The organism is Pseudomonas aeruginosa (assembly GCF_001457615.1).
GTDB classification, from domain to species: Bacteria; Pseudomonadota; Gammaproteobacteria; order Pseudomonadales; family Pseudomonadaceae; genus Pseudomonas; species Pseudomonas aeruginosa.
Map to the genome: position 1 here is coordinate 1,035,352 of NZ_LN831024.1, position 22,703 is coordinate 1,058,054.

Consider the following 22,703-nt stretch of genomic DNA (forward strand, 5'->3'; position numbering starts at 1 on the left):
CGCGGCTGGCTGAAATGCCGGCCTGCGCGACCTGTATGTCTCTTTAGGCAAAGCCTGAAGCGTGATTCACTGGGAAAAAGTGAATCCGGATTCAGTCATGGTCTATCGTGTCACCGAACGCCGCCTGCAACGCGATTCCGCGCTGCGCGAGCGCATCCTCCAGCTAGGCCTGCGGCGTGTCGCGGAGGGCGGTTTCGCCGCGCTGACCATGCAGGCCCTGGCCGACGACGCGGGGATTGCCACCGGCAGCCTGTACCGCCACTTCCGGGGCAAGGGCGAGCTGGCGGCGGAAATCTTCCGCCGCGCCAGCCAGCGTGAGGTCGATGCCCTGGCCGTGGTCCTGCGCGGTCCCGGCGCGCCCGCCTGGCGCCTGGCCGAGGGCTTGCGGCGCTTTGCCGCGCGCGCCTGGAGCAGCCAGCGGCTGGCCTTCGCCCTGATCGCCGAGCCGGTGGATCCTGAAGTCGACGAGCAGCGCCTGCGCTATCGCGAGGCCTACGCCGCACTGTTCGTCGAACTGCTCGAGGAGGGCCGGCGCAGTGGCGCATTCCAGCTTTCCCTGGTGCCGCTTGCCGCGGCCTGCCTGGTCGGGGCCATCGCCGAGGCGCTGGTCGGCCCCTTGTCTCCCCCGGCGCGCGCCGCTCGCGACAGCGGCCAGCCGGAACCGAGTCTGGAGCCGGTGAGTACGGCTCTGGTGAACTTCTGCCTGCGCGCGGTGGGCGCGCCTGTCTGCGAGGAACCCTCATGAACCTGCACCAGTACGCCGAAACCCACGAAGTGACCAACCAGGTACCGTCGCTGGATGGTGCCAACCTCTACCGCCTCGATCTGCCTCTCCAGGAGTGGGTGCGTCGCTACCAGGGCGGCTGGGCCGAGGAGCGCCTGCAGCGCTACGGTGAGCTGGCCGGCGGCCCGCTGATGGCGGCCGGCTTCCTGGCCAACCAGCACAAGCCGGAGTTCCATAGCCACGACCGCTACGGCAACCGCGTCGACCTGGTGGAGTTCCATCCCGCCTACCACGAGCTGATGCGCGCCGCCATCGAGCACGAACTGCCCTCGCTGCCCTGGACCGACCCGCGCCCCGGCGCCCAGGTGGCGCGGGCCGGGCTGTCCTACCTGCACAGCCAGGCGGAGGCCGGCACCGGTTGCCCGTTGACCATGACCTACGCCAGCGTGCCGGCGATTCGCCTGCAGGCGGACCTGGCCGAGAAATGGTTGCCGAAGATCCTCTCCCGCGAGTACGACCCGCGCAACGTGCCGATGGAGCAGAAGGCGGGCGTCACCATCGGCATGGCGATGACCGAGAAGCAGGGCGGCACCGACGTCCGGGCCAATACCACGCGGGCCTACCCGGTGGGGATTCCCGGGCCGGGGCAGGCCTACGAACTGGTCGGGCACAAGTGGTTCTGCTCGGCGCCGATGTGCGACGCCTTCCTCACCCTGGCCTACACCGACAAGGGCCTGACCTGCTTCCTGCTGCCGCGCCACCGGCCGGACGGCAGCCGCAACCAGTTCTACATCCAGCGCCTGAAGGACAAGCTGGGCAACTGGTCGAACGCCTCCAGCGAAATCGAGTATCGCGGCGCCCTGGCCTGGATGGTCGGCGAGGAGGGCCGTGGCGTGCCGACCATCATCGAGATGGTCGCCATGACCCGCTTCGACTGCATGATCGGCTCCAGCGCACTGATGCGTCAGGCGTTGACCCAGGCCGCCCACCACTGTGCCTACCGCAAGGTCGGCGGGCGGGTGCTGGCCGAGCAACCGCTGATGCAGAACGTGCTCGCCGACCTGGCCCTGGAAAGCGAGGCGGCGCTGGCCCTGACCCTGCGCATGGGGCATGCCCTGGACCGTGCCCACGACGAGCAGGAGGAGAAGTTCGCCCGCCTGGTCACCGCGGTGGGCAAGTACTGGATCTGCAAGCGTGCCCCGGCGATGATCAACGAAGCCTCCGAATGCATGGGCGGTGCCGGCTACGTCGAGGAAACCATCCTGCCGCGGCTGTACCGCGAGGCCCCGGTGAACTCGATCTGGGAAGGTTCCGGCAACGTGCAGTGCCTGGACGTGCTGCGTGCCCTGTCGAAGGAGCCGGGGGTGCTCGACGCGTTGTTCGCCGAACTGGGCGACGGCCATGGCGACGCCCGTCTCGCCGCGCACATCGGCAACCTCAAGGCGGCCTTCGCCGACACCGCCGACATCCAGTACCGCGCCCGCCAGCTCACCGAGGACGTGGCGATCGCCCTGCAGGCCAAGCTGTTGCTGGAAGCCGGCAACTCCGCGGTGTCCGACGCCTTCATCGGCAGTCGCCTGGGGGACGGCGGGCGGGTCTACGGCACCCTGCCGCGCGGCGTCGAGGTCGAGGCGCTGTTGGCTCGCGCCACCCCGCACCTGACCTGAGGCGCGTCGCGATGCAGGCGCATCCGCGCTACCGGGAGCTGGTCGAGCAGGGCTTCGCCGCGGCCAGTTTCGTCGGCGACCTCGGCATCCGTCCGCTGGACTGCGGGCCGGGTTGGGTCGAAGCGGGGCTGGACATCCTGCCCCGCCACGCCCAGCAGAACGGCTTCATCCATGCCGGGGTCCAGGCGACCCTGGCCGACCATGCCGCCGGGGCCGCCGCCGCGACCCTGGTGGAGGAGGGGCAGACGGTGCTGACCCTGGAGTTCAAGCTCAACCTGTTGCGCCCGGCGCTTTGCCAGCGCCTGTTGTGTCGCGCCGAGGTGCTCAAGGCCGGGCGCCAGGTGACGGTGGTCGAGGCCGAGGTGTTCGCCGAGCGGGACGGTCGGCGGCACCTGTTCAGCAAGGCCACCGTGACCATGGCGGTGGTGGCGCTGGCCGAATGAGGTAACGGGAGAAAAGCGCTGTGTTTTCCTGTCGGTACAGGCAAGATGTTTTCCATGCGAACCGACAGGAAGCCCACCATGAGTATCGATTCCGACGACGGGTTCGTCGTCGCCCGCACGGCCGAGGAGGCCGTCGACCGTCTTGCCGAGCTGCACCGCCAGGCCACCGCGGCGCTGAGCCAGGCGCTCAAGCGCTACATCAAGGAGCGCATCGAGCCGAGCGAGGCCGAGCGGCAGAACTTCCACTACCCGCAACTGCGCATCGGCTACCGCTGCCAGGGCGAGGTGCCGTCCACCACCCGCGCCTACGCCAAGGTCCAGGTGCCGGGCGAATACAGCGTCACCGTCACCCACCCCGACGCCTTCCGCAAGTACCTGCTGGAACAGTTGCGTCCGCTGATGGACGATTTCACCGTGCAGGTGCAGGTCGGCCCGAGCCAACAGGACATCCCCTATCCCTACGTGGTCGAGCAGGGCGACGAGCTGGCCGGCTCCGGGGTGACCGCCGCCGAGCTGGCGCGGGTGTTCCCCAGCACCGACCTGTCCGCCGCTTCCGACGACATCGCCGACGGCCTCTACGAATGGGAACGCGCCGACCAGTTGCCGCTGGCGCTGTTCGACGCCGCGCGGGTGGACTTCTCCCTGCGCCGCCTGGTGCACTACACCGGCAGCGACTGGCGCCACGTGCAGCCGTGGATCCTGCTGACCAACTACCACCGCTACGTCGACCAGTTCATCCGCCTCGGCCTGACCCGCCTGCGCGAGGACCCGCGCTTCGTGCGCATGGTCCTGCCGGGCAACGTGATCATCGAACGCGGGATGGACGAAGGCGAGGCCAACGCCATCGTCGCCGGGGTGGTCTGGCACCGCTACCAGATGCCGGCCTACCACCTAATCGCCGCCGATGGCGACGGCATCACCCTGGTCAACATCGGGGTCGGCCCGTCCAACGCGAAGAACATCACCGACCACCTGGCGGTGTTGCGTCCGCATTGCTGGCTGATGATCGGCCACTGCGGCGGCCTGCGGCAGTCGCAGACCATCGGCGACTACGTACTGGCGCACGCCTACATGCGCCGCGACGGCATCCTCGACCGCGCGCTGCCGCCGCACATCCCGATCCCGGCGCTGGCCGAAGTCCAGGTCGCCTTGCAGGAAGCCGCCGCCGAAGTCACCGGTGAGCGCGGCGAGTCGCTCAAGCGACGCTTGCGCACCGGCACCGTGCTCACCTACGACGACCGCAACTGGGAGCTGCGCTGGGCCCAGGAGCGGCCACTGATCAACCTGGCGCGGGCCATCGCGGTGGACATGGAGAGCGGCACCATCGCCGCCCAGGGCTACCGCCTGCGGGTGCCCTACGGCACGTTGCTGTGCGTCTCGGACAAGCCGCTGCACAGCGAGATCAAGCTGCCCGGCTCGGCCAACGCCTTCTACGAGCGCGCGGTGAACCAGCACCTGCGGATCGGCATCGCCGCCCTCGACCTGTTGCGCAGCCAGCTCAACTCGCTGCACTCGCGCAAGCTGCGGAGTTTCGACGAGCCGCCGTTCCGTTGATCGGACGCGCCGCGGTTTCCGTGCGGAAACCGCGGCGCGCTTCTACGCCTTGCGGCGCCGAGGCCTTACAATGATGGCCCTTCGCCCTGCGTGGAACCGCGGCGCCCTCTGCCGGTCGGAACGACCACGCCTGCCATCGATGTGAGCCCCATGCCGTTCAGCGTCCCCACTCATCTCAGCAACCCGCTCCGTCGCTTCGCCCGTCGCCTGGTGCCCGATGCCGCGCCGGAAGTGGCAGCGCCGTTGCCGATGCCGGAAAGCCTGGCCGGCGAACCGTGGTTCTCGGTCGGGCGGGCGGTCGAGGCCCTCGGCGGCGAGCGGGTCGATGGCTGGATCCTGGAAGAATGGCGTGGCTTGGCCCTGCGCGCGCGTTTCAGCGCTTGCTGGCGCGATCCGCGCGGCAACCTCTGGAATGTCCTGCCGCAGGCGGGCGCCATCGCTTTCCTGGCCGACCCGCAGCGGCGCTACGAAGGCGTGCCGCTGGCCGACCAGTACCAGGCGCTCAGCCGCGATGTCCTGCTGGAAGACTACCTTGGCCTGCGGCGCCAACTGGCCCGCGCCGGCCTGGACGACGAGGCCCGCGAGCGCCTGGCCGGGATGGCCGCGCGCCTGGAAAGCTGGCTGGCCCTGGGCGGCCGTGGCGATAAGGCTTGCCCGTGCGGCAGCGGCAAGCGCTACCGCAACTGCTGCTCCCGCCTGGTGGCCTCGGCCTCCTGAGCGACGTTGCGCGGTGCGACGCGCCACTGCTCGCCGGGTTTCGGCGTGCCGAAGGTCGCCGGGTCCACGCCTTGGCTGCGCAGCGCCGCCTGGAGCGCCTTGGGCGGGTCGTCCTGCTGTTCGTCGGTGAGATTGAAGGTACCGAAGTGGATGGCCATGCTGGTCTGCGCCTGCAGCGTGCGATGGGCCTGCACCGCGTCGTCGGGATTCATGTGGTGGTCGCGCATGAACCAGCGCGGCTCGTAGGCGCCGATCGGCAGGGCGGCGAAACGCATCGCCCCGAAGCGCTGGTTGATCAGCCCGAACTCCGGGCCGAGCCCGGTATCGCCGGGAAACAGCAGCGGGCCGTCCGGCGAGTCGATGACGAAGCCGAGCCAGAGCGTGCGGTTGGTGTCGCTGCGGGTGCGCGACGACCAGTGCTGCACCGGTACGCCATGCAGCGTCAGGCCAGCGCCCAGCGGCACGGCCTGCCACCAGTCGATCTCCACGACGTCGGCGAAACCTGTCTGGCGGATCAGCCCGGCGTTGCCCAGGCCGCTGACCACCTTGGCCGTCGGCCAGCGCCGGTGGAGCTGGCGCAGGGTTTCCAGGTCGAGGTGGTCGTAGTGGTTGTGGCTCACCAGCACCAGGTCGATCGGTGGCAACTGGTCGAGCGTCAACCCGGGCGGATGGTGGCGCTTCGGGCCGATGAAGGCGAGCGGGCTGACCCGTTGCGACCAGACCGGGTCGGTGAGGATGTTCAGGCCGCGGTGCTGGATCAGCAGGGTGGCGTGGTTGATGTAGGTGACCCGCAGTTCTTCGCCGCGGGCGCGCTCGTTCACCCTTGGCGGCGTTGCCGTCGGCGGCAGGGCGACCCACGGGCGTTGCGGCGGGCGGTTCCACTGCCACTTGAGCAGGTCGCGCAGGCTCTTGTGCGCGGTCGGCTGGATATTGCGGAAACGTTCGCCGTCGAAATGGTCCGAAGGCGGACCCTGATAGGCGCTGCCAGCGCAGCCGGCCAGGGTCAGCAGGCTGATCAGCCAGGTGGGACGCAGGGAGGGCATGAGGGGATGCTCTTGCGGTCAGGCTCTCGGACAACCTAGCATGCCGCCCGGTACCCCGATCAAGCCAACTCGTTTCCAGTCATGTCCCGTCCCCCGCGTCCTTCCCCGCGTCATCCCGTCCGCCCTGCGCCACGCCGGGTGGCCAAGGCGCCGCCGAGCGAGCCGAAGCTGCTGCTGTTCAACAAGCCGTTCGACGTACTGACCCAGTTCAACGACGAGCAAGGGCGTTCGACCCTCAAGGACTTCATCCCGGTGCCGGGCGTGTATCCGGCCGGGCGCCTGGACCGCGACAGCGAGGGCCTGTTGCTGCTGACCAACGACGGTCGCCTGCAGGCGCGCATCGCCGACCCCCGGCACAAGCTGCCGAAGACCTACTGGGTGCAGGTCGAAGGTACGCCGGACGAGGAGCAATTGCGGCGCCTGCGCGAGGGCGTGACGCTCAACGACGGCCCGACGCTGCCCGCCGAGGCGCGTCTGCTGGATGAGCCGACGTTGTGGGAGCGGGTGCCGCCGGTGCGTTTTCGCAAGTCGGTGCCGACCCACTGGCTGGAACTGGTGATCCGCGAGGGGCGCAATCGCCAGGTGCGGCGGATGACGGCGGCGGTGGGCTTGCCGACGCTGCGGCTGGTGCGGGTGCGGATCGGCCCCTGGAGCCTGGACGGCCTGGGCCTCGGGGAATGGCGGGAAGTGCCGGCGCGGCTGGACTGACGAGAGGGGCGTCGTCCAGCGGGCGCGGAACGATCAGTAGTACGACTTGATCACGGCGATGCCGCGACCCATCACGTCGCGCCAGGCGTCGCGGGTCTCGGCGTCGCAGTCGCGGTCGTGCTCGGCGACCGCCATCAGCAGGGCGTCCAGCCACAGGTCGTAGAGTTCCGGGCGGATATCCAGCGCGGCGCGCGAATGGCTGGCGCCGAGTGCGCGCAGCTTGCTGTCGGACATGCCGCGGGCGTACATCACCAGGTTCATGATTCCGGCACGCAGCAGGTGTTTCTGCGCAGTCATGTCGGTGGTGGCGAACTTGGCGCGAATCTGCGGGGAACTGGCAAGGAAATGCCGGTAGAAATCATCGAAGAATCCGGTGCTGGCACAGCAGCGTCCATAACTCTGCATGACGCGGTCGGCGGCGTTCATGGCGACTCCCTTGTTCTAGGCAATGGCAAGGCGAGCCGGCCCCGTTGGCCGGGGCCGGCGGATGATTACGAGTGGTTGGATGACGCGCGTGGCGCCGGGGTTACATGCCCGCGCCTTCGAGGCTGCCGATGACCAGGCCCTTGATGATGAAGCCCAGTACGCCCAGGCCGAGGGCGAAGAACAGGATCAGGGTTCCGAACTTGCCGGCTTTCGACTTCTTCGCCAGGTCCCACACGATGAAAGCCATGAACAGGATAAGCACGGTCACCAGACCGGTCATCATCCACTCTTCGAACAGTTCGGGATCCATTGGCAACCTCCGGATTTTCAAGCAAACGAAGTCCGGCTCGCGGTCGGACGGAGCGTGCCATGGGGGGCGGGCAAGGCGTTTATCGTTCTACGAGCAGGCTGCTCTTTATATGCGGGGGCCACGCGGGCATGACAACTGAAACAGGTTGCCGATTATACGGCATGCCGCCTGTTCCGTGTCATGTCCCAGGTCTCGCTACGATCAATCGCGCAGGTGCTCCAGCGGCAGTTCGGTACTCGCCAGCACCTGGTTGAGGACGAAGCTGGAGCGCACGCTGGAGACCCCTTCGATGCGCGTCAGGGTACCCAGCAGGAGCTTCTGGTAATGGTCCATGTCCGGCACCACGACCTTCAACTGGTAGTCCGCGTCCATCCCGGTGACCAGGCTGCACTCCAGCACTTCCGGGCATTTGCCGATGACTTCCTGGAAATGTTCGAAGCGTTCCGGGGTGTGTCGGTCCATGCCTATGAGGACGAAGGCGGTGAGGCTCAGGCCGAGTTTCTTGCGGTCCAGCAAGGCTACCTGGCGGACGATGTAGCCGTCGTCCTCGAGCTGCTTGACCCGTCGCGAACAGGGCGATGGCGACAGGCCTATCCGTTCTGCCAGTTCCTGGTTGGAGATGCGTGCGTCGCGCTGGAGTTCTTCGAGGATACGCAGGTCGTAGCGGTCGAGTTTGTTCATGGCGAGGATTTCTTTCAGGTTGATTGCCATTGGCAAGGTGAATTTGAGTGATTTATTGCGCAATCAAGGTTCTGGTGAGCAATATTAGCAATCATTGGTCGCGCCTGGCGACGTATTCTTTTACCCAGATTCACGGCCCGGACATCTCGTCCATCACGGCTCGCCCAATCAGGCCAGCCGTGGCCGCCGACCCTACAGGGTTGCGCCGGCCTCCGGGTTGCACACCGCCCAGAAGGTGGAGTGAGGTGAGCCGTCGCCAACAGCGCCGAGCCAGGACAGTTACCCCAGAAGGGAGGTCGACGGGCCTCCCTTTTTCTTTGCCCGCGATCCGGCCCGTGCCGCGCTTTTACCCATTCTTTACCCGGCGTTTACCCACCCTTGGCGGAAAACGGCGGAAAGTCGTTCCCGGGATCATTCGAACGTGGCCGGGCGACCAGGCCCGGGGCGAGGCAGACGATGAACGGTGGATGGTGGCGAATGCTCGGGGTGGGCGCTCTCTCGCTGAGCCTGTGCGTCCAGGCGCAGGCCGACGACGGCCGAGGGGGACGCGGTGGAGCCGGCGGCGAGCGCGGTGTTGCCCACGGACAACCGGGACCTGGCCGCGGCGAAGCGTACGGCGGCAGTTGGGGACCGCATCCCGACTGGCGTCCGGGCCGGGTGGTGGAGGCCTTGCCGCGCGGGCACCTGCGGGTGCCCTATCGCGGCGGCGAGTATTTCTTCGACGACGGCTACTGGTACCGACCCGACGGCCCGCGCTATGTGCTGGTCGTGCCGCCCCGCGGGGTGCGCGTCCGCAGCCTGCCGCCCTATGCGGAGCAGGTCTGGCTGGGCAGCGTGCTGTACTTCCTTGCCGCCGGCACTTACTACCTGTGGCATGCCGACACCCGCGAGTACGAAGTGGTCAGCCCGCCGCCGCGGGCAGCGGGACCCGTTTATCCGGTCAGCGGGCCGGCCGCCAGCTACGACGTGGTGGCCTACCCCGCGCGCGGCCAGGGGCCCGACCAGCAGGGCCGCGACCGCTACGAGTGCCACCGCTGGGCGGTGGGCGAGAGCGGCTTCGACCCGGCGGGGGCGACCTACGCGCCGGCCGCCGAGGTCGCCAACGGCTACCGCCGGGCCATGGCCGCCTGCCTGAGCGGGCGCGGCTACAGCGTCAACTGACGGTTTCCTTGCCGACCACTTCCTGCGGGTCGGCATGGATCAGCACCTCGGCCTTCGGGTATTCGCGCTTGATCGCCAGCACTGCGCGGTCGGTCAGGGCGTGGGCCACCGACAGGCTCAGCTCGCCGGGCAGTTCGAGGTGCAACTGGACGAACCAGTGGTTGCCGGAAATCCGCGTGCGCACGTCGTGCGCGCCGAGCACTCCCGGCACGCTGCAGGCGAGTTCGCGCATGCGCTCGCTGATGTCGGTAGGCAGTTCCCGGTCCATCAGGATCGACACCGACTCGCGAGCGATCTGCAGGGCGCTCCAGAGGATGTACAGGGCGATGCCCAGGCCGAACAGGCCGTCGCTCTGTGGCCAGCCGTAGCGGGCCAGGAGCAGTGCCACGAGGATGCTGGCGTTGAGCAGCAGGTCCGAGCGGTAGTGCAGCGAGTCGGCGCGTATCGCGGTGGAACCGGTGCGGCGGATGACGTGGGTCTGGAAGGCCAGGAGAAGGGCCGTGAGCAGCAGCGACAGCAGCATCACCGCGATGCCCCAGGTGGCCGCGCCGAGGGGCTGCGGGTCGCGCAATTGCTCGACCGCCTGGATAGCCACCAGCACCGCGCTGGCACCGATGAACATGGCCTGGGCCAGGCCGGCCAGGGCCTCGGCCTTGCCGTGGCCGTAGCGGTGGTCGTCGTCGGCCGGGCGTAGCGAATAGTGCACCGCCAGCAGGTTGAGCAGCGAGGCGGCACTGTCCAGCAGGGAGTCGGTGAGGCCGGCGAGCAGGCTCACCGAACCGCTCAGCCACCAGGCAATGGCCTTGCCGATGACCAGGGTGACGGCGACACCGAGCGAGGCCAGGGTGGCCAGGCGCAGCAGGCGGGCGTGGGGGGAATCGGGACTCATGGGGCGCTTCTGTCAGGAGGGACGGCGCCACTGTAAACCAACCGGGCGGCGACCGGGCACTGACGCACGGTCGCGCTCGGAGGGCGGATCAGGCGGCCGGCTTCAGGCCATAGGCCGCCAGTTGCTCGACGCTGCCGCTGTGGCGGATCAGGCGCGGGTCGTCGAGCGGCAGTTCACGGCCGATCTCGCGTTCGAGGATGGCCTTGAGCTTGCGGTTGTCGACCTTGCCGTCCGCGCCGACGGCATCCTTGAGCACTTCCGGGGCGACCGAGTACTTGGCGTCGGGCAGGTAGATGGCGCCGGTGGCGAAGTCGACGCCGAAGGCGATCAGGCCGGGGATGATATAGAACAGCAGGCCGATGGCGTCGAAGGCGACGATGGCCGGATCGATGCGACCGTCGATCTGGCCGCGTCGCTCGGGGTAGAACAGCGTACCGCAGGCCGACAACTGGCTCAGCAGGGCTGCACTGAGAACGGCACAGGAAACGCGGGTGGCAAGGCGCATGTATGACCTCCGGGTGAACATGACGGCGAACTATAGCAATCGACCAGCGTTCGGCAATCTTCTGCCGCGACGATGACGATAAGACCGTCGAAAGCGCCTGCCGGTTCGCCGGTATACTTCGTCGGTCAGTCCGGAGCCAGCATGATTTCCCTACCCATCGACGCCGTTGTTCCCGCCCTGCGCCAGGCCCTTGGCGCACAACACCAGGCCGTCCTGGAAGCCCCGCCGGGTGCCGGCAAGACCACCCGGGTGCCGCTGGCCCTGCTCGACGAGCCCTGGCTCGCCGGCCAACGCATCCTCATGCTCGAACCGCGACGCCTGGCGGCGCGGGCCGCGGCCGAGCGGCTGGCCGCCGAGCTGGGCGAAAAGGTCGGCGAGACCGTCGGCTACCGGATCCGCCTGGAGAGCAGGGTCGGCCCGAAGACCCGCATCGAAGTGGTCACCGAGGGTATCCTTGCCCGTCGCCTGCAAGACGCCCCGGCGCTGGACGGTGTCGGCCTGGTGATCTTCGACGAATTCCACGAGCGCAGCCTGGATGCCGACCTGGCCCTGGCGCTGACTCTCAATGGCCGCGAACTGTTGCGCGACGAGCCGCCGCTGAAAGTGCTGGTGATGTCGGCGACCCTGGAGGGCGAGCGTCTTGCGGCGCTGCTCGGCGAAGCGCCGGTGGTGCGCAGCGAGGGCCGCATGTTCCCGGTGGATATCCGCTGGGGACGGGCGGCGCAACCTGGCGAGTTCATCGAGCCGCGGGTGCAGCAGGCGGTGCTCCAGGCGCTGGCGGAGGAAAGCGGCAGCGTGCTGGTCTTTCTTCCCGGCCAGGCCGAGATCCGCCGCGTTCACGAAGGCTTGCGCGAGGCCCTTGGCGGTCGCCCCGAGGTGCTGCTCTGCCCGCTGCATGGCGAGCTCGACCTCGCCGCCCAGCGCGCCGCCATCGAGCCGGCGTCGCGGGGCACGCGCAAGGTGGTGCTGGCGACCAACATCGCCGAGACCAGCCTGACCATCGACGGCGTACGGGTGGTGATCGACGCCGGCCTGGCGCGGGTGCCGCGCTTCGATCCGGGTAGCGGCATGACCCGCCTGGAGACCCAGCGCATCTCCCGCGCCTCCGCTACCCAGCGTGCCGGCCGCGCAGGGCGCCTGGAGCCGGGCGTATGCTACCGCTTGTGGTCGGAGAGCCAGCATGAGCAGTTGCCTGCCTACGGCACGGCGGAAATCCTCCAGGCCGATCTGGCCGGGCTGGCCCTGCAACTGGCGCGCTGGGGCGTGGCGCCGGAGGAGCTGGCCTGGCTCGACGCGCCGCCCGCGGCGGCCTACGCCCAGGCCCGCGAGCTGCTCGGGCGGCTGGGGGCGCTGAACGCCAGCGGCGCGTTGAGTGCCCATGGCCAGGCGATGGCCGAATTGCCGACCCATCCGCGCATTGCCCACCTGCTGCTGCGCGGCCAGGCCCTCGGCCTTGGCGAACTGGCTTGCGACGTAGCGGCGCTGCTCGGCGAACGTGACATACAGCGTGGCGGCGGCGCCGACCTGCACAGCCGTCTCGCCCTGCTCGCCGGCGAGGCCCGCGCTGGCGCCTCGCGCGGCGCGGTACAGCGCGCCCGGCAACTGGCCCGGCAGTTCCGCGGTTACCTGCGCGGCGCCGCCAGCGAGGCGGTCGTCGATCCCGGCCATCCGCGCTGGCTGGGTTGCCTGCTGGCCTTCGCCTATCCCGACCGCATCGCTCGCCAGCGCCGCGCCGGCGGCGGCGACTACCGGCTGGCCAATGGACGCGCTGCGCAGTTCGGCGAACCGGACAGCCTGATGAAGCTGCCCTGGCTGGTGATCGCCGATCTGGGCAGCCGCCAGGGCCAGCGCGAAGAGCGGATCTACCTGGCCGCCGAACTCGATCCGAGGTTGTTCGATACGGTCCTGGCGGAGCAGGTCAGCCAGCGCGACGAGCTGCAGTGGGACGAGCGCGAAGGCGTGCTGCGCGCCGAGCGCCAGCGCCGGGTCGGCGAACTGGTGCTGTCCAGCGAGGCGCTACCCGGCCTCGACGAAGCGGCGCGCAGCCAGGCGCTGCTCGGCCTGGTCCGGCGCAAGGGCCTGGAGTTGTTGCCCTGGACCCCGGAACTGCGCCAGTGGCAGGCGCGCATCGGCTTGCTGCGCCGGCTGGACCTGGAAGACAAGGGCGAGAGCGAGTGGCCGGACGTCAGCGACGCCGCGTTGCTGGAACGGTTGGAGGAATGGTTGCCGGCCTATCTCGGCAAGGTCACCCGCCTGGCTCACTTCGCCAACCTCGACCTGGCTTCGATCCTCGCCGGGCTGTTGCCCTGGCCATTACCGCAGCGTCTCGACGAGTGGGCACCGAAAACCCTGGAAGTCCCCTCCGGCTCGCGCATCCGCCTGGACTACAGCGAAACCCCGCCGATCCTCGCGGTGCGCCTGCAGGAACTGTTCGGCCTCGGCGACACTCCGCGCATCGCCCAGGGCCGCCTGGCAGTGAAGCTGCACTTGCTGTCTCCCGCGCATCGCCCGGTGCAGGTGACCCAGGACCTGGCGAACTTCTGGCGCAGCACCTATGCGGAAGTCAGGAAGGACCTGAAGGGACGCTATCCGAAGCATTATTGGCCGGACGACCCGCTGGTGGCCGAGGCCACTGCCCGGGCCAAGCCACGTAAGTAGTCGACGGCGCTCAGAGCACCCGGGTCAGGTCGTCGTCGAGGAAGTGCCGGAAACTCAGGCGCTGGCCGTCGGCGAAGTCGAAGTGGCTGTCCAGGGTCGGGCCGTTGAGGACGAACTCCAGGGCCAGCAGGCGCACACCGACCAGGCCGCGCTGCCGGCCGAGGTCGTGCAGGCGGTACTCGCCCGGGCCTTCGTCGTTCTCGCAGGGCCGCGGCGCTTCGCCGCTGCGCCAGAACACCGTCTCGCCCTCGAAGTAGAGGCGATACCAGCGTTGCTCGAACTGCAGGTAGACCACGTTCACCGGATCGGCCGGACGGCCTTCCCACCACCATTCCTGGATCAGCAGCGACTGGCAGACCTGTCCGCGCAGGGCGGGCTGTTCGCCGTTGATCGTGCAGCAGGGGATGGCGGTATGCATCGGGCTCCTCCTCCGGGGTCGGTTCACAGCAGGGACAGGTCGGCGCCGTCGCTCCGCAACTGGTCGTAGGCCTGGTCCAGGCGGTCGCGCAGCGCTTCGGCGCCGGGAATGTGGCGCGAGACGATCATCCGCAGCGGCAGGCGGTACAGTTCCTGGCTTGCCAACGCCTGGCGGCTGGCCGCTTCCACCGGCGCCTGGTAGTCGAGCAGGTAGTCGCCGCGCCCGAGTTCGAGCATGCGCAAGGCGGCGTGGTGGGTGCCGGTGCGGTACAGGCGCAGGTGCAGGTTGGGGTCCTGGATGAAGTCGGTGACCGGTTTCCAGTAGCTGTAGCCGCTGATCAGGATCAGCCGGCGTCCGGCCAGGTCCTGGGGAACCCGCGGTGCCGGCTGGTGCGCCGGGTAGTACAGGTTCAGGCTGACGTGGCCGAGCACGCGCCGCGCCTGGAGGGTGTCGGCGGCCAGCTCCGGCTTGGCCGCGCCGGCCCACAGCGCCACGCTGCCATCCTGCAGCCCCAGGTACAGGCGCGCGCTGGGCAGGGCGCGGAACGCCGGACGATAGCCGGCCCGCTCCAGCAGCAGGCGGACCAGGCGGGCGCCGGAACCGGCGGCGTGGCCATCCCGGGCGGTATAGATGTAGGGGGGGAATTCGTAGTAGCCGACGTTCAACGACGGCCTTGCGTCCTGCGCATGGAGCTGCGGGGCGGCCAGCAGGGCGAACGCCAGCAGCGCGAGCAGGGGCGTTGTGGTGCGTAGGGGCATGGTGTGCGGCCTTGCCGTTTTTTGTTGTTATGAATGGGGGCGAAGCATGCGGCGCGCCGGGCCGCTTGTCCAGCCCGGCGCGCGCCCGGTCAATGGGGCAGCAGGAAGCGCGCGGCGAGCGGCAGGTGGTTGGAGATCTGCAGCGTATCGCTGCGCCGGACCCGGGCATCGAGACGGGTCAGCGAGGGGCTGTGGAACAGGTAGTCGAGGGTCCGATCCGGCCCCTGGACCCGTGGGTCGTTGGGGAAGTGCGTGTACCAGCGAACCTGGTCGACGCCACTGGCCTCTTCCAGCGACGGCACCATCGGGAAGCGCCCGCTCAGGATGGCCAGTTCGCTGTCTTCCCGGTAGGGCGCGCGCAGCGGCGCCAGCAGGTAGGGATACTGGCCGGGCGGCAGCAGGTTGAGGTCGCCGCCGAGCAGCCAGGGCGTGCGCCTGGCCTGCAGTTCGTCGAGCAGCGTACGGGTGGTCTCGACCTGGCGCTCGAGGGTGTCGTCGTTCGCCTGCGGGCGGTCGAAGCGGGCGTTGAGCACGGCCAGCTCGCCGCCGCCGTCGATCGGCAGGTGGCTGACCAGGATCGCCGGGCGCGGCCCGAACAGGCGGTCGAACAGCCCGCCATCGCGTGGCGGCAACTGGCGCCGCTCGGCGCTATCGATGCGATAGCGGCTCAGGGTGGCCTGCTTGCGGCCGACGCTGCCGAAGATGTGCGGCGTCGGCACGAAGGCCGACTTCCACTCGTAGGCCTGGGCGCTGCAATGGTAGAGATCGTTGATGCGCTCCTGGATCAGCGCCAGTTGGTCCTGATCGTCGGTGGCGCTGGAGCCGTCGTCGATCTCCTGGAGCAGGACCAGGTCCGGCTGCTCGTCGCGGATCACCCGGACCACCTCGTCGAGGGTGAACGCCAGGTCTTCGGCGGTGGGGCGCTGGTCCGGGCCGGTGGCATCCGGCAGGTCGTCCCAGAAGACGTAGCGCTTGCCGGCCAGGTACTGGATGTTCCAGGTCATCACCTTCAGGGCCTGCCCCGGCTTCAGCGCCGGCGCGGCGCCCTGGCAATGCAGGGGCGCGGCTTCGCGATCGGCGGGTTGCCAGCTCAGCAGGTAGCTGGCGAGCAGGGCACCGCCGACCAGCAGGAGCAGGCCGACGAACAGCAGGTTGCGTAGACGGGGCAGTGACATCGCAATCGAGACTATGCTGGAAAGGACCAGAGCATAGAGCTTGCCGCCGCGCATTTCATCCTTGCAGGTCGAATTGACGCAAGGGTTCGCGTTTTTTCGAGCGGGAGGGTACCGCATGCCGCGCAAGGTATTCAGCAGCCAGGCCTACCGCCACAAGGTGGTGCTGGTCAGCGGCGGCTGTTCCGGCATCGGTCGCGCGCTGGCGCTGCGTTTCGCCCGGGCCGGTGCGCGACTGGCGATCCTCGACCTCGACCAGGCGGCGCTGGACAGTTTGGTCCAGCACCTGCGCGACCATCTCGGCGGCGAGGCGCTCGGCCTGCGCTGCGACGTCGCCGACGCCGATGCGGTGGAGCGTGCCGTGGCGCTGGCGGTGGAGCGCTTCGGCGGCATCGACGTGCTGGTCAACAACGCCGGCATCACCCACCGCGGTACCTTCGCCGAAACCGGCCTGGGGGTTTTCCGCAAGGTCATGGCGGTGAACTTCTTCGGCGCCGTGCATTGCACCCGCGCGGCGCTGCCGAGCCTGCTCGAACGGCGCGGGCAGATCGTCGTGCTCGGTTCGCTGACCGGTTTCGCCCCGTTGCTCTACCGCAGCGCCTACAACGCCAGCAAGCATGCCTTGCACGGTCTGTTCGACACCCTGCGGATGGAGCTGGAAGGCACCGGCGTCAGCGTGACCCTGGCCTGCCCGGGATTCACCGCTACCGACCTGCGCAAGAACGCGCTGGTCGGCGATGGCTCGGTGACTCGCCAGCCGGTGCAAGTGCTGGGCAGCCAGGTGGCATCGCCGGTGGAGGTCGCCGAGGCGATCTTCCAGGGCGCCGCGCGGCGCCGGCGCCTGCTGGTGCTGTCCAACGTCAACTGGCGGGCGCGGCTGCTGGCGCGCTTCTTTCCGCGTCTCTTCGAAAAGCTGCTGGTGCCGCGCCTGTCGGGACTCAAGCCGCAACCCTGACGGTGCTCAGTGGGCGTGGTCGTGGGCGTCGAAGCCCTGGCTCATGTCCCAGTAGGAGGCCTCGACCTTGTGCCCGTCGAGGTCGCGGATGAAACACCCGTAGTAGGGCTCGCCGTACAGCGGACGCGGGCCCGGCGCGCCCTCGTCGCGTGCGCCGGCGGCCAGGGCCGCGGCGTGGAAGGCGTCGACCTGGGCCTTGCTGTCGGCGAAGAAGCCGACGTGGCTGCCGTTGCCGACGCTGGCGGGACGGCCGTCGATCGGCGCCTGCACCCAGAACTCCGGATAGAGCTTGCCGTAGGCTACGGCGCCGGGGTATTCGAGGATCACCTTGCAGCCGAGGGCGGCCATCACCGCGTCGTAGAAGGCTCGGGCACGGGGAAAGTCGTTGGTGCCGATGGACAGGTGGGAAATGCAGCTGGGGTTGGCCGATTCGTCGCTCATGGTCCGTTCCTCGAGGCAGGGCTCGTCAAGCATAGGCCAGCGCGGCGAATCGGCGCGCGGCGCCGTTCACATCCCGTTGCGTGGCGCCGGACCGAGGCTGTAGATGCGGAAGGCGACGATGGTCAACAGCAGCTGGAAGAACCCGCTGAGCGTATGCAGGGCGACCCGCAGCACGACGGCGTCGCCGGCCGAATCGGCGAGCCAGGCTTCCAGGCTCCAGACCGGCAGCAGGATCACCAGCGAACAGGCGAGGATCAGGAAGAATCGCCCACGGGTGAACTCGAAGCTTTCCCGCAGCGCCTGCAGCGGACTACGGCCGCGCAGCACCAGGCAGAATTCGGCGAAGGACAGCTTCACCATGACGAAGATGCCCGGCAGGATCAGCAGCGACAGGCCGAGCACGATCAGCAGCGAAGTCAGCGCCGCGAGTAGCGCGAAGGCTGGCCACAGGCGCAGCGCGGCGCTCCACAGCTGGCCGACGCGAGGCCGCTCGTCGCGCCCGCGCGCGTCCATGAACAGGATCAGGGCTGCGGTGTAGAGCGGGTAGAAGAGCAGTCCGGCGACCAGGCTCCAGGCGCCCATCTGCTGGGGGCCGACGGCTTCGTCGATCTGCTGCTGGAGCAGGCTTTCGAGGAATATCCAGGGCAGGCAGAGCGGCACCAGGGTGGTCAGGTGGCGGGTGAAGAAGAACCAGGCGTCACGCAGCGGCAGCAGAGGATTCATCGCGGGTCGGCAGATCGGATACGAGCCCGCGACTCTAACCCAGCCGGCCGCCGAGGCCAACGCCTGGCGGCCGCCGTTGCCGTTCAGGCCGCTTCGCGAGCCTGGGCCTGCTCCAGTTCGCGGACCAGCGGCAACACGTGCTTGCCGAAATACTCCACTTCTTCGTGGAAGTGCAGGAAGGCCGACAGCACCAGGTCGACCCCGGCCGCCTTCAGCGCGACGATGCGCTCGGCGATCTGCCGTGGCGTGCCGATCAGGTTGGTCTTGAAGCCGTCGTTGTATTGCACCAGGTCTTCGAAGGTGGATTTGGCCCAGTTGCCATCGCCCTCCGGCGAGGCCTTGCCGGCCTGTTTCACCGCGTCGCCGAAGGCGTTCACCGCCTCGTAGTCGGCCTTGGCGATGATCTCGTCGAGCACCGCCCGCGCTTCCTCCTCGGTGTCGCGGGCAATGATGAAGGCGTTCACTCCGACCTTGACCGAATGGCCGTTGGCCGCCGCCTTGGCGCGGATGTCCTCGACCTGGGCGCGGATGCCGTCGATGCTGTTGCCGTTGGTGAAGTACCAGTCGGACACGCGCGAGGCCATGTCCCGCGCCGCCCGCGAGCTGCCGCCCTGGAAGATTTCCGGGTGCGGCTGCTGGATCGGCTTGGGTTTCAGGGTGTAGTCGTGGAAACGATAGAAATCGCCCTTGAAGGTGAAGTTTTCCTCGGTCCAGATGCCTTTCAGCACGCGGATGAACTCCTCGGAGCGCCGATAGCGTTCGTCGTGCTCCAGCCAGGGTTCGCCGATGCCGGTGAACTCTCCCTTGAACCAGCCGCTGACGATGTTCACCGCGACCCGGCCATTGGTCAGTTGGTCGATCGTCGCCAGTTGCTTGGCCACCACCGCCGGATGCCAGGGGCCAGGCAGGATCGCCGCGATCACCTTGAGCTTCTCGGTGGCCGCCAGCAGGGCGTGGCTGATGGCCACCGACTCGTGCTGGTACTCGGCGCCGTAGCCGGCGGTGAAGCGGATCTGCGAGAGGGCGTAGTCGAAGCCGTTGCGTTCCGCCAACTGGGCCAGCTTGCGGTTGTAGTCGATGTCCCAGCTGGTGCGTTGCTCGATCTTGCTCACCACCAGGCCGCCGCTGACGTTGGGGACCCAGTAGGCGAAGCGGATCGGCTGTTGCTCTTGGCTCATCGGGGGTATCTCCGGGTAGGGGCGTGGTCCGGTGTCTATGAAGGAACCGTGCCATCCCGGATTCATGTTTTCGAATCAATGGCTTATGGGGGATATGGCGGAACCGGCCTGTCTTCTGCCGGACAGCCCTGTTGTCCCGCTGTTGCCCGGCAGACAGTCAGGCCGGCAAGCGCTGCAACAGTTCGGCGGCGCGCAGTACCACGGCGTACTCGCCGTGCAGGTTGGCCAACGCCATCGCATGCACCTCGTCGGCGCTGCGCGGGGTGCCGTGGAAATCGGGCTTGGCGAAGGTGAAGCAGGCGTCGGCCACTACCCAGGTCTGGAAGCCGAGGTTGCCGGCGCTGCGTGCGCTGGCTTCCACCGAGTTCTCCGTGGCTACCCCGACGAGCGCCACCTGGCGGATGTCGCGGACATGGAGCCAGCGTTGCAGGCCGCTGTTGATGAAGGCGTCGGGAACGTTCTTCTCGAACACCGCCTCGTCGTCGCGCGGCGCCAGCGCTGGCTGGAACTCCACGCCAGGCTGGCCGGGCGCGAAGGGCGAGCCGGGCTGCCGGGATACGTGCCGGACGTGCACCACCGGCCAGCCGGCGGCGCGCCAGGCGGCAAGCAGTTCGACGATGCGCGCCTCGGCGCCGGGATTGTTGCGCGGCGGCAGGTCGTGGCGCTGCATGCCGCGTTGCAGGTCGACGATCAGCAGGGCGACCTGGGACCGTGCGGAGCGCTGGGCATCGTCATTCATCGGGAATTCACCGGAGGAACTTGAGATCGTGCAGGGTGCTCCAATATTTCCCTTTGGTGCAATCCATCCTTCCTTCTCGAAATGCAGTCGAGGCGTGCGATGAAATCCGATGAGAAAACCCTGATCGACGGCCTGTTCAGCCGCCTGCGCGAGGCCGAGGGGCAGTCCGCTCCGCGTGACGCCGAGGCCGAGGCGCAGATCAACCAGCACCTGGTGCGGCAGCCGGCGGCGCCGTACTACATGGCGCAGGTGGTGCTGATCCAGGAAGCCGCGCTGAAGCGCCTCGACCAACGGGTGAAGGAGCTCGAGGCGCAGGTCGCCCAGTTGCAGCAGAGCCGTCCGAGCAGCGGCGGCTTCCTCTCCGGCCTGTTCGGCGGCGGCGCGCGCGACGAGCCGGCGCCGAGCCAATCGGGGCGCCCGGCGGGCTGGGGCGAGACGCGTTTCTCCAATCCGGCGGCGGCGGCCGGCGACATGCGTCCGGGTATGGCGCCCGCCGCGGCGGCCGCGCCTTCGCGGGCCAGCGGCTTTCTCGGCGGTGCGCTGCAGACGGCCGCTGGGGTCGCTGGCGGGATGCTGGTGGCCGACCTGCTCACCGGCATGTTCCGCCACAGCCAGCCGCAGGAAATCGTCGAGGTGATCCAGGACGTCCCGGTGGATAACCTCGACGCCAGCCAGTTTGCCGATCCCGAGCCGGCGCCCGAGCGCTTCGCCGATAGCGACTATCCCGCCGACGGCGGTTTCGCCGATGGCGATTTCAGCGACAGCGACTTCAACGACGACTCCAGCTTCCTCGGCGACGACGATTTGTTCACCTGACCGTTAGGGTTGCGGGCCGTGGGCTGCGATAATGGTGGCCCACTGCCGTCGTTCCGGAGTTCCCCTTGAGTCGTCCCGAGTCGCCCGCGGCGAAGAAGATCGCTGTCTTCGCCGATGTGCAGAACCTCTACTACACCGTGCGCCAGGCCTACGGCTGCCATCTCAACTACGCCGCCCTGTGGGCAGACATCGCTCGCGGCGGGAGCATCGTCGAGGCCTATGCCTACGCCATCGACCGCGGCGACCCGCGTCAGCAGCAGTTCCAGCAGATTCTGCGCAACCTCGGTTTCACGGTGAAGCTGAAGCCCTACATCCAGCGTGCCGACGGCTCGGCCAAGGGTGACTGGGATGTCGGCATCACCATCGACGTACTGGATGCCGCGCCACGGGTGGACGAAGTGATGCTGCTGTCCGGTGACGGCGACTTCGATCTGCTGCTGGAGAAGGTCATCCGCGCCCACGGCGTCGTGGCTACGGCCTACGGGGTGCCTGGCCTGACCGCCAACGCGCTGATCCGAGCGGCGTCGCGCTACGTGCCGATCGAGGGCGGACTGCTGCTCAAGGGCTGACCGGCCGCGCTCCAGAGGACGATGGGAGACGGCGAATCCGCTAGAATGCCGTCCGTTTCCTTTTTTCCGAGTCGCTCATGACGTTCGCTTCCCTCGGTCTGCTCGACCCCCTGCTCAAGGCCCTCGAAGGGCTCGGCCACGGCACGCCTACGCCGATCCAGGCCCAAGCCATACCCCCGGCGCTCAAGGGCCGCGACCTGCTCGCCGCAGCACAGACCGGCACCGGCAAGACCGCCGGTTTCGCCCTGCCGTTGCTGCAGCGGCTGACCCTGGAGGGGCCGCAGGTCGCTGCGAACTCGGTGCGTGCACTGGTCCTGGTCCCGACCCGCGAACTGGCCGAGCAGGTCCACGCCAGCGTCCGCGACTACGGCCAGCACCTGCCGCTGCGTACCGCGGTGGCCTACGGTGGGGTCAGCATCAACCCGCAGATGATGAAGCTGCGCAAGGGAGTGGATATCCTCGTCGCCACTCCCGGGCGGCTGCTCGACCTGTATCGGCAGAACGCGGTGAAGTTCGCCCAGCTCCAGGCGTTGGTGCTGGACGAAGCCGATCGCATGCTCGACCTCGGTTTCGCCCGCGAGCTGGACGAACTGTTCGCCGCGCTGCCGCGCAAGCGCCAGACCCTGCTGTTTTCCGCGACCTTCTCCGACGCCATCCGCACGCTGGCCCGTGAACTGCTGCGCGACCCGCTGTCCATCGAGGTCAGTCCGCGCAATACCGCGGCGAAGAGCGTCAGGCAATGGCTGGTGCCGGTGGACAAGAAGCGCAAGGCCGAGCTGTTCTGCCACCTGTTGCAGGCCAATCGCTGGCGCCAGGCGCTGGTCTTCGCCAAGACCCGCAAGAGCGTCGAGGAACTGGTCGGACTGTTGCAGCGGCAGGGTATCGCCGCCGACTCGATCCATGGCGACAAGCCGCAGCCGGCGCGGCTGCGCGCCTTGCAGCGGTTCAAGGCCGGCGAGGTAGACCTGCTGGTAGCCACCGACGTGGCCGCGCGTGGCCTGGATATCGAGGAAATGCCGCTGGTGGTCAACTTCGACCTGCCGATCGTCGCCGAGGACTACGTGCATCGCATCGGCCGTACCGGCCGTGCCGGTGCCTCCGGCCAGGCGGTGTCGCTGGTCTGCGCCGACGAAGTGGAGCTGCTGGCGGCGATCGAAACACTGATCGGGCAGACCCTGCAACGCCGCGAGGAGCCCGACTTCGAGCCGGAGCACCGGGTGCCGCAGACCGCACCGGGCGGCGTGGTGCTGAAGAAACCGAAGAAGCCGAAGAAACCCAAGGCCGCGGAGAGCGTCGGCAAGCCCGGCAAGATCCACTTGGGCAGTTGGTTCGACAGCAGCGCGCCGACGGTCAAGGCGGTGCGCAAGGCACCGGGCTTCGGCGCGGGTGCGGCGGGCAAGCCGAAGAAGCGGCCGTCCGGCAAATAGCGAGGCGCTGGCGTACCGGTC

Annotated in this window: 25 protein-coding genes; 12 read left to right on the forward strand and 13 right to left on the reverse strand. The window is 68.6% G+C overall.

Annotated features, from left to right (window positions below; all coding sequences use genetic code 11):
- The first annotated feature begins 97 nt into the window (after nucleotides 1-97).
- The 5 genes from AT700_RS04850 (at nucleotide 98) to AT700_RS04870 (ending at nucleotide 5,105) form a co-directional block, all read left to right on the forward strand.
- On the forward strand, nucleotides 98-745 hold the full coding sequence (locus tag AT700_RS04850; protein ID WP_003093144.1) for a TetR/AcrR family transcriptional regulator: 648 nt from the start codon (nucleotides 98-100) through the stop codon (nucleotides 743-745).
- A complete protein-coding gene (locus AT700_RS04855; protein ID WP_003114325.1) occupies nucleotides 742-2,391 on the forward strand; it encodes an acyl-CoA dehydrogenase family protein in 1,650 nt (549 codons plus the stop codon). The genes AT700_RS04850 and AT700_RS04855 overlap by 4 nt, the downstream gene beginning before the upstream one ends.
- Nucleotides 2,392-2,402: 11 nt before the next feature.
- Nucleotides 2,403-2,834, forward strand: coding sequence for a PaaI family thioesterase (locus AT700_RS04860; protein ID WP_003093139.1), 432 nt, complete (start codon nucleotides 2,403-2,405; stop codon nucleotides 2,832-2,834).
- 54 nt (nucleotides 2,835-2,888) lie between these two features.
- On the forward strand, nucleotides 2,889-4,388 hold the full coding sequence (amn, locus tag AT700_RS04865) for an AMP nucleosidase (RefSeq protein WP_003119204.1): 1,500 nt from the start codon (nucleotides 2,889-2,891) through the stop codon (nucleotides 4,386-4,388).
- Between the two features lie 150 nt (nucleotides 4,389-4,538).
- Nucleotides 4,539-5,105, forward strand: a complete 567-nt coding sequence (locus AT700_RS04870) for an SEC-C metal-binding domain-containing protein (protein ID WP_028681232.1) — start codon at nucleotides 4,539-4,541, stop codon at nucleotides 5,103-5,105.
- Here AT700_RS04870 and AT700_RS04875 read toward each other — a convergent pair.
- Nucleotides 5,063-6,148, reverse strand: coding sequence for an MBL fold metallo-hydrolase (locus AT700_RS04875; protein WP_003106059.1), 1,086 nt, complete (start codon nucleotides 6,146-6,148; stop codon nucleotides 5,063-5,065). The two genes, AT700_RS04870 and AT700_RS04875, sit on opposite strands and share 43 nt — an antisense overlap.
- A gap of 138 nt (nucleotides 6,149-6,286) precedes the next feature.
- Between AT700_RS04875 and AT700_RS04880 the strand changes: the two genes are divergently transcribed.
- Complete coding sequence (locus AT700_RS04880) at nucleotides 6,287-6,856, forward strand: pseudouridine synthase (protein ID WP_003114324.1); 570 nt, start codon at nucleotides 6,287-6,289, stop codon at nucleotides 6,854-6,856.
- Nucleotides 6,857-6,889: 33 nt separating this feature from the next.
- Here the strand turns inward: AT700_RS04880 and AT700_RS04885 are convergent, their stop codons facing one another.
- The 3 genes from AT700_RS04885 to AT700_RS04895 form a co-directional block, all read right to left on the reverse strand.
- Nucleotides 6,890-7,282, reverse strand: coding sequence for a globin (locus tag AT700_RS04885; protein WP_003093127.1), 393 nt, complete (start codon nucleotides 7,280-7,282; stop codon nucleotides 6,890-6,892).
- Between the two features lie 100 nt (nucleotides 7,283-7,382).
- The gene (locus tag AT700_RS04890; protein ID WP_003093125.1) at nucleotides 7,383-7,592 is read right to left on the reverse strand and encodes a DUF2788 domain-containing protein; all 210 of its coding nucleotides are present in this window, start codon (nucleotides 7,590-7,592) and stop codon (nucleotides 7,383-7,385) included.
- A 201-nt stretch (nucleotides 7,593-7,793) separates the two neighbouring features.
- Nucleotides 7,794-8,303, reverse strand: coding sequence for an Lrp/AsnC family transcriptional regulator (locus AT700_RS04895; RefSeq protein WP_003119210.1), 510 nt, complete (start codon nucleotides 8,301-8,303; stop codon nucleotides 7,794-7,796).
- 447 nt (nucleotides 8,304-8,750) lie between these two features.
- Between AT700_RS04895 and AT700_RS04900 the strand changes: the two genes are divergently transcribed.
- Nucleotides 8,751-9,434, forward strand: coding sequence for a DUF6515 family protein (locus AT700_RS04900; protein WP_017148447.1), 684 nt, complete (start codon nucleotides 8,751-8,753; stop codon nucleotides 9,432-9,434).
- Here AT700_RS04900 and fieF read toward each other — a convergent pair.
- Both fieF and AT700_RS04910 read right to left on the reverse strand, forming a co-directional pair.
- A complete protein-coding gene (fieF, locus tag AT700_RS04905; protein WP_003093118.1) occupies nucleotides 9,427-10,323 on the reverse strand; it encodes a CDF family cation-efflux transporter FieF in 897 nt (298 codons plus the stop codon). The genes AT700_RS04900 and fieF overlap by 8 nt on opposite strands.
- An 88-nt stretch (nucleotides 10,324-10,411) precedes the next feature.
- Complete coding sequence (locus AT700_RS04910; protein ID WP_003093116.1) at nucleotides 10,412-10,828, reverse strand: hypothetical protein; 417 nt, start codon at nucleotides 10,826-10,828, stop codon at nucleotides 10,412-10,414.
- A 141-nt stretch (nucleotides 10,829-10,969) separates the two neighbouring features.
- On the opposite strand from AT700_RS04910, the gene hrpB reads away from it, so the two are divergent.
- Nucleotides 10,970-13,486: an ATP-dependent helicase HrpB gene (gene hrpB / locus AT700_RS04915; protein ID WP_048520794.1), complete on the forward strand. Its 2,517-nt coding sequence runs from the start codon at nucleotides 10,970-10,972 to the stop codon at nucleotides 13,484-13,486.
- 10 nt (nucleotides 13,487-13,496) lie between these two features.
- Here hrpB and AT700_RS04920 read toward each other — a convergent pair whose 3' ends face one another.
- The 3 genes from AT700_RS04920 to AT700_RS04930 form a co-directional block, all read right to left on the reverse strand.
- Entirely contained in the window at nucleotides 13,497-13,904 is a 408-nt protein-coding gene (locus tag AT700_RS04920) for a hypothetical protein (RefSeq protein WP_003093113.1), read from the reverse strand.
- Nucleotides 13,905-13,927: 23 nt separating this feature from the next.
- Nucleotides 13,928-14,662, reverse strand: a complete 735-nt coding sequence (locus tag AT700_RS04925) for a substrate-binding periplasmic protein (RefSeq protein WP_003106825.1) — start codon at nucleotides 14,660-14,662, stop codon at nucleotides 13,928-13,930.
- An 89-nt stretch (nucleotides 14,663-14,751) separates the two neighbouring features.
- A complete protein-coding gene (locus AT700_RS04930) occupies nucleotides 14,752-15,891 on the reverse strand; it encodes an endonuclease/exonuclease/phosphatase family protein (protein WP_003106827.1) in 1,140 nt (379 codons plus the stop codon).
- Between the two features lie 61 nt (nucleotides 15,892-15,952).
- On the opposite strand from AT700_RS04930, the gene AT700_RS04935 reads away from it, so the two are divergent.
- On the forward strand, nucleotides 15,953-16,789 hold the full coding sequence (locus tag AT700_RS04935) for an SDR family oxidoreductase (protein ID WP_003106828.1): 837 nt from the start codon (nucleotides 15,953-15,955) through the stop codon (nucleotides 16,787-16,789).
- Nucleotides 16,790-16,795: 6 nt separating this feature from the next.
- Here the strand turns inward: AT700_RS04935 and AT700_RS04940 are convergent, their stop codons facing one another.
- The 4 genes from AT700_RS04940 to AT700_RS04955 all read right to left on the reverse strand — a co-directional run bounded on the left by AT700_RS04940 (nucleotide 16,796) and on the right by AT700_RS04955 (nucleotide 19,870).
- Complete coding sequence (locus AT700_RS04940) at nucleotides 16,796-17,230, reverse strand: VOC family protein (RefSeq protein WP_003106829.1); 435 nt, start codon at nucleotides 17,228-17,230, stop codon at nucleotides 16,796-16,798.
- A 66-nt stretch (nucleotides 17,231-17,296) separates the two neighbouring features.
- Nucleotides 17,297-17,953 (reverse strand): hypothetical protein, encoded by a 657-nt coding sequence (locus AT700_RS04945; protein ID WP_003106831.1) that lies wholly within the window; start codon nucleotides 17,951-17,953, stop codon nucleotides 17,297-17,299.
- 83 nt (nucleotides 17,954-18,036) lie between these two features.
- Nucleotides 18,037-19,131 carry a dimethylsulfone monooxygenase SfnG gene (sfnG, locus tag AT700_RS04950; RefSeq protein WP_003093107.1) on the reverse strand — a complete coding sequence of 365 codons (1,095 nt, stop codon included), beginning with the start codon at nucleotides 19,129-19,131 and terminating at the stop codon, nucleotides 18,037-18,039.
- Between the two features lie 157 nt (nucleotides 19,132-19,288).
- Nucleotides 19,289-19,870 carry a cysteine hydrolase family protein gene (locus AT700_RS04955; RefSeq protein ID WP_003106834.1) on the reverse strand — a complete coding sequence of 194 codons (582 nt, stop codon included), beginning with the start codon at nucleotides 19,868-19,870 and terminating at the stop codon, nucleotides 19,289-19,291.
- 99 nt (nucleotides 19,871-19,969) lie between these two features.
- Between AT700_RS04955 and AT700_RS04960 the strand changes: the two genes are divergently transcribed.
- From AT700_RS04960 to AT700_RS04970, 3 genes are all read left to right on the forward strand, one after another.
- Nucleotides 19,970-20,686 (forward strand): DUF2076 domain-containing protein, encoded by a 717-nt coding sequence (locus tag AT700_RS04960; RefSeq protein WP_009877017.1) that lies wholly within the window; start codon nucleotides 19,970-19,972, stop codon nucleotides 20,684-20,686.
- Nucleotides 20,687-20,751: 65 nt separating this feature from the next.
- Complete coding sequence (locus AT700_RS04965; RefSeq protein ID WP_048520795.1) at nucleotides 20,752-21,255, forward strand: NYN domain-containing protein; 504 nt, start codon at nucleotides 20,752-20,754, stop codon at nucleotides 21,253-21,255.
- Nucleotides 21,256-21,332: 77 nt separating this feature from the next.
- Nucleotides 21,333-22,682 (forward strand): DEAD/DEAH box helicase, encoded by a 1,350-nt coding sequence (locus AT700_RS04970; protein ID WP_003114319.1) that lies wholly within the window; start codon nucleotides 21,333-21,335, stop codon nucleotides 22,680-22,682.
- Nucleotides 22,683-22,703 lie beyond the last annotated feature (21 nt).